The sequence below is a fragment of the Okeania sp. SIO2B9 genome (genome assembly GCF_010672505.1).
Classification (GTDB): domain Bacteria; phylum Cyanobacteriota; class Cyanobacteriia; order Cyanobacteriales; family Microcoleaceae; genus Okeania; species Okeania hirsuta.
This window is the reverse complement of the sequence record NZ_JAAHGK010000337.1, coordinates 1-6,271: the sequence shown is the minus strand read 5'-3', so window position 1 is coordinate 6,271 and position 6,271 is coordinate 1. Positions and strand designations below refer to the sequence as shown.

At 36.8% G+C, this 6,271-nt stretch carries 5 protein-coding genes; 4 read left to right on the top strand and 1 reads right to left on the bottom strand.

All coding sequences use genetic code 11. From position 1 onward, the window contains the following. The 4 genes from F6K13_RS13710 to F6K13_RS13695 all read left to right on the top strand — a co-directional run. Positions 1–229, top strand: a 229-nt coding sequence (locus F6K13_RS13710; protein WP_287287625.1) for a hypothetical protein, incomplete at its 5' end; no start/stop codon positions are given. A gap of 1,006 nt (positions 230–1,235) precedes the next feature. Then, the gene (locus F6K13_RS13705) at positions 1,236–2,594 is read left to right on the top strand and encodes a cytochrome P450 (protein ID WP_124143948.1); all 1,359 of its coding nucleotides are present in this window, start codon (positions 1,236–1,238) and stop codon (positions 2,592–2,594) included. 611 nt (positions 2,595–3,205) lie between these two features. Next, entirely contained in the window at positions 3,206–4,867 is a 1,662-nt protein-coding gene (locus tag F6K13_RS13700) for a bifunctional UDP-sugar hydrolase/5'-nucleotidase (protein WP_240041612.1), read from the top strand. Between the two features lie 3 nt (positions 4,868–4,870). After that, on the top strand, positions 4,871–4,993 hold the full coding sequence (locus F6K13_RS13695) for a hypothetical protein (protein ID WP_282433644.1): 123 nt from the start codon (positions 4,871–4,873) through the stop codon (positions 4,991–4,993). 393 nt (positions 4,994–5,386) lie between these two features. Here F6K13_RS13695 and F6K13_RS13690 read toward each other — a convergent pair whose 3' ends face one another. Further along, complete coding sequence (locus F6K13_RS13690) at positions 5,387–5,848, bottom strand: universal stress protein (protein WP_124154977.1); 462 nt, start codon at positions 5,846–5,848, stop codon at positions 5,387–5,389. Positions 5,849–6,271: the final 423 nt, after the last annotated feature.

Sequence of the window (6,271 nt, the reverse complement as noted above, 5' to 3'; positions counted from 1 at the left end):
TCATAAATTTAACCGTTATCAATTTTTCTGTAGTAGAAAGACAAAGGTGGTAATTAGCTTTGCCACACAGGAGTTATTCTATAGGAAACTTCTTAATCCAGTTAGACTAGCTAATGGAATTTTAGATTCCTATAATATTTGGCCGGAGTCTGCTCTTATAGCTATTAGCTATTCAAACTTTTTGGGTTTATTACATCATATAGATAAAATTTCTACTGTTTCTCAATGACAATATAAGAATTAGGAGTCAGGTGGGGGAGTGGGGGAGTAGAGGAGTAGGGGCAAACGGCCGTTTGCCCCTAGGTCGAAGTAAACATAAAAACAATTAACATTAATTTGGCTCAAATTAGCAAAAAAGCGATCGGGCCAGTGTTAATTACTTAGGGTTTGCTGAAAAAGTCTTATGGGTGAGGGTAGGAGACAGGAGACAACCCACCCCTAACCCCTCCCAGGAGGGGAAGTAGGGGATTTGGAGGAGATAGGAGCTAAGTTTTGTCCCAAGATTGTTCTGGCCAACTCTTGACCAAAATCCGCTCATTTTTGAACTATTACCACCTAAAACCTCGCACTTTTTCCAGACCTAAAATTGCTCAAACTAATACCAGTCAATACTTTGATATTTAATCAGCAAACCCTACTTAATAACTAAAGTATTACTTAAGTACAGAATTAGTATATGATAATTGGTATTACAGTAGACTCTAAGGTACACCCCGAAGCGGGCAAGATACTATAGCGAGCAAGATGCTCGCACTACAGAAATTCAATTGTTAATCTCTGTACTTCTTATGGGAGGAATCTATGTAAATAGATAATAGATAGCAGTCGAAGGAAAGGGTGCGGACAGATCAAAAGCTTCAAACTCAGACAAGGTTATGTATGGGAGGGAAATTTGGAGATAGACAATATTCGGAGGCGTTAAATATAGCAACCGCCAGGTTAGTGTTTGACAATTAGAGCATCTTGCTCGCGTTATGAATTATCATAATTACCCGATGTCCTAACTTATAGTGGCGACTGCTATATATAACAGTCGAAGGAAAGAGCGCGGACATATCTTCAAACTCAGACAACACAAGATTTTTCCCTCTTCCTTCTTCCTTCTTCCTTCTTCTTTCTTCCTTCTTCCTTCTGTTATATCAACATAGTTGTTTTTAAACCAATAAATCCTCCCATCTCATTTACAAATGAATCAAAATAGATGAAGTAACTCTGACATAATCAACAAAGCAAAAATGGTATTACCTGATGGCCCCGCATTGTCCCCTCTACAACGAAGAGTCCGGACTTGGAAATTTATTTTTCGTCCCTTACAAACAATAGAGGAGCGATATTCTCAATACGGAGATATCTTCAGGACCAACACTAACTCCAAGACTCCTTTTATCTATTTCTGTAACCCGAAAGCTATTCAACAAATTTTTACTGCTGACTCTGATACCTTTAGCTCAGGTGGTAGTAATGGTGCTTTACAATACCTTGTGGGCAGAAATTCTCTACTTCTGCAAAACGGCGATCGCCATCAACGTCAAAGAAAATTATTAATGCCACCTTTTCATGGCGATCGAATGCGTACTTATGGGGACTTAATATATAATATTACTTCCGATGTTATAGATCGCTGGCAAATAAATAAACCTTTCCCCATCCGTAGGTCTACTCAAGAAATATCCCTAAAAGTTATCCTTGGGGCGGTATTTGGTTTAGATCGAGGGGAACGTTACGAACAACTGAGAATACTTTTGTCTGATGTCCTCGACTCCATTAGCTCTCCCCTCACCTCCACTTTTCTGTTCTTCAGTTTTTTGCAAAAAGACTGGGGTCCTTGGAGTCCCTGGGGTAGATTTTTACGAAAAAGGCAAAAAGTTGATGAGCTAATATTCGCAGAAATTGAAACTGCTAGGGAAGAAGCAAATCATCGTGATGATATCCTTAGTTTACTCCTAGAAGCGCGTGACGAAGCAGGCGATCGTATTAGTGACGAAGAAATTAAGGATGAACTGCTCACTTTACTGTTTGCGGGTCACGAAACTACCGCTTCGGCATTAGCATGGGCATTATATTGGATTGATAAAATTCCTTTAGTGCGGGAAAAACTATTAGCAGAATTAGCTACTCTTCCCGCTAACCCAGAAAAAGTTGCGATTACTAAACTTCCCTACCTCAGCGCAGTTTGTCAAGAAACTTTGCGTCTCTATCCCATTGTCATAACTGCTTTTCCTAGAGTTGTCCAGAAACCTGTAGAAATTATGGGTTATCAACTTGAACCAGGAATGGTAGTACTTCCTTCTATTTATCTAACTCATCAAAGAGAGGATATTTATCCTGAACCTAAAAAATTTAAACCGGAACGTTTTTTAGAAAGACAATTTTCACCTTATGAATATTTACCTTTTGGAGGAGGGAGTCGTCGTTGTATCGGTTCAGCTTTTGCTTTATTTGAAATGAAATTAGTTTTAGCAACTATTTTATCAAAATGCGAACTCAAATTAGTTTCCGATAAATCTATCCAACCTGTCCGTAGAGGGTTAACTATGGCACCACCAGGAAATATGCGAATGGTTGTTAAACATAAATTTGGCGTTGCTGAATAAATGTATGAACCTATCCCACTATTTTTAACAGGTTTATTTATTTGAAGAAGGAGTCAGGAGACAGAATACAGGAGACAGAATACAGGAGACAGAATCAATGTATATGCGGATTCAAACCCGGCGTTGGTGAATCAAGCTATGATATCAAATCCGGTTAAACAGCCATAGAATGGTTAAGTTAGGAGTCCTCAGGAGTCAACCCACCCCTCGCCCCTCCCCCTCCCAGGAGGGGAAGATAGGAGTCAGGAGGAGAAAGAATTACAAAGATGAGGGTAGTTATGACGATTGAAGATTTTTTTTATGTCCAATTAAACGGATTTGATATGAAACCTAAATTTGGCAAAATATAAAATGCTTTTCAGTTAATAGTTAGGCAATAGCCATTAAAGCATAATCATAGCCACAAATCACCAACGCCAGATATAGCACTGCTCTAGACCTGTATTTTCAGATTAAAAATTAATCATTGCTAAAAGCCTGATATGGAATCCTGACAATTAATTAGTTGATGAAAAACTTTGTACCTTCTCACCTTATTCTTTCCCTTCTACCTTCTACCTTCTGCACTCTGCCTTCCTTTGTTATTTACACTTATATTACTATTTATTCCCTTGATAACATCAACACCCCCACCCAAAACCATCACCATTCTGGAAACTAGTGATATTCATGGCAACCTTATGCCTTATGATTACTATACCAACCAACCCGCAGAATGGGGATTAGCAAAAGTCGCTAGTTTAATCGCACAGGAACGAGCTAAAAATCCTAATTTACTACTTATTGATGGCGGCGATACTATTCAAGGGACACCATTAACTTATTACTATAATCGAATTGACACAGAAGCAGTACATCCGATGGCAGTAACAATGAATGCTCTCAAATTTGATGCTGCTACTTTAGGAAACCATGAGTTTGATTATGGTACTAATGTGCTTTCCCGTTGGATAAGTCAGCTTAATTTCCCCATAGTTTGTGCTAATATCCAAAAAAGTGATGGCACTCCTGCTTTTAAACCTTATATCATTAAAAATGTTGATGGTATAAAAATTGGTATTCTTGGTTTAATTACTCCTGCAACTTATAACTGGGTGCCATCTGAAAATATAGCTGGATTAACTTTTGAGAATCTCATAAATACTGCTCAAAAATATATTCCTCAAATGCGAAATGATGGTGCAGATTTAATTACTATTGTTCAACATACTGGTTTTTCTAAAGTACCAAAAGATAAAAGGCTGGCTTCTGCTTGGTTAACCGATATTCAAGAGTGGAAAGAAACAGGCTCTATTCCTGATTCAAATCTCACCCTAGAATTAGCACAACAGGTAAAAGATATTGATATAATTATGGCAGGACATTCACATCACGATGTTCCTAAAGCTATAGTTAATAATGTTTTAATTGCAGAGCCTTCTTTTTGGGGAAAAGCTTTAAGTAAGTATACTTTAGTATTAGAGTATCGGGGTAAAAAGTGGGAAGTTATTACTAAAAATTCTACTAATTTATATGTTACTGCTATTGAACCGGAACAGAAAATTTTACAACTTTATTTGCCATATCATCAGCAAATATTACGCTATATCAATCAACCTATTGGTGTGGCAAAAACTGAATTTTATGGTGGTATAAAAGCACGCTTTAATCAGAGCAAGCTGTCAATTTTAATCAATCAAGTACAAATACAAGCTGCAAAAGCAGCAGGTTATCCTGTAAATATTTCTCTAACTTCTATTTTTAATAACACTGGTAAAATTCCTCCAGGAAAAATTACTAGGAGAGATATTTACAGTATCTATAATTATGATAACTATTTGTTGGTTTTAGAAATTAATGGGGATATTTTGCGTTGTGCTTTAGAAAAAAATGCTGCTTATTTTAAACAAGTTAATATTGATGATTTACCTGATTATCCAGAAGAGGTTTTAGTTGAAAATTCTCTGGGCTATAATTGGGATTTATATAGTGGAATTGATTACATAGTTGATATTACTCAACCAGTGGGAAAACGAATTACTAAATTACAGTTAGATGGAAAAGATGTTGAAGCAAATCAAGTTTTACGAGTTGCTATGAATAGTTATCGCGCTAATGGCGGTGGTGGTTATTTCATGTTTAAAGAAGGAAAAATAATTTGCCAATCTGTTACAGAAATTCGCGAATTAATTGCTGAATATATCAGGAATAAAAGCATAATTGAATCAGATATTATTAGTTCAGGAGGATTAAAATTATTCCCTGATTTATATCAACAATATTTTGGTAATTAGGGTTTGCGCTTCACTCGTCTTATGGGTGAGGGTAGGAGACAGCTATACTGGAGACAACCCACCCCTCGCCCCTCCCCCGACCGTGGAGGGGAAGACAGGATAAATGGCTTGGGAGCGAGGAGGTAGGAGTAAGAATTGTAAGAATGATTTTTCTGCCCAACTATGAGCCTAAAATACGCTCCTTTTTGAGCATCAAGAGCTCAAAACCAGGCACTTTTGAAAGACCCCAAAAAGGCTAAAACCTTTATCTATAAATACTTTTAGATTTAATCAGCACAGCAATAATTAATATCATGTCTGATTGATATACTTATAAATAAACGATGGGGAAGTCAGGAGTCAGGAGGGAAGAAAGAAGAAGGAAAGAGGAGAAAGTCTTTTTCATAACTGATTATCCGGAAATGATATAACTCATCTGGAAATCAAAAAATGTGAAAAAATAATCTTCTAATAGTGCATGACGGCTCAACTATCCAAAAAATCCAAAAATGCCGTCATACATCCTCATTTAATACTGCGTCAATTTTCTAATGTTTCTGGCGATCGCCAACTAGCAGGAATTACCAAAACTGGACAATGGGCACCATGCAAAATACCCTCACTAACACTACCCACAAAAAATTTCTCAATACCACTGCGTCCATGAGACCCTATGATGATTAAATCGGCAGCTAATTTTTTGGCCTCTGCCAAAATAGTCTCTACTGTAGAACCTTGAGTTAACAAAGCCACTGTATCAAGACCTTTTTGGCGTAGCTCTTCTGCCAAATCTTGAATCTGCTGATGTTCTCTACGAAACTCTTGTGCCCAGCGGTCGCGCTTAGGCTGAGGTCCAGTCTTAAAACCAACAAAATCAGGATCTGGTTCAGCAATATGAATTAACCATAATTTGCTGTTAAAAGCTAGGACTAAAGTTTCCGCTTGAGTAATAATAGCAGGAGTTATTTGAGAAAAGTCGAGGGCAACAACTATATTTTTCATTGGTAATTTAGGTTTTTAATTGAATATAGTTTCAGATATTATTGTTCTGATTAAGTTATACTAATTTACTCAAATAATGTTACCAAACTCTGCTTATTTGCCTTCTGTAGAATCTTTACTATTGCATTACCAATTGTGTGATACCATATCTGGTTATTAGAGTTGTCGCTAAATAAAGGGAAAAAATCACTCTAACCTAGACAGATCAATAAATACAAGCATTTTTGCATACTAATAGCTACAATCCTTACAGAACAAGGTTTTTGGGGGATTTTTAAGTTATAAAGCGACAAGTCTATTATAGGAATGTGTAGGGTTAAAATACCCTGGGTCTCATTTTCAACTAATTTTTTGATAGTGGTGCATTCTTGTGGCAGATGCAAAACTCAATTACTAATAGTTTAGCTAGTAATTCTATTCATA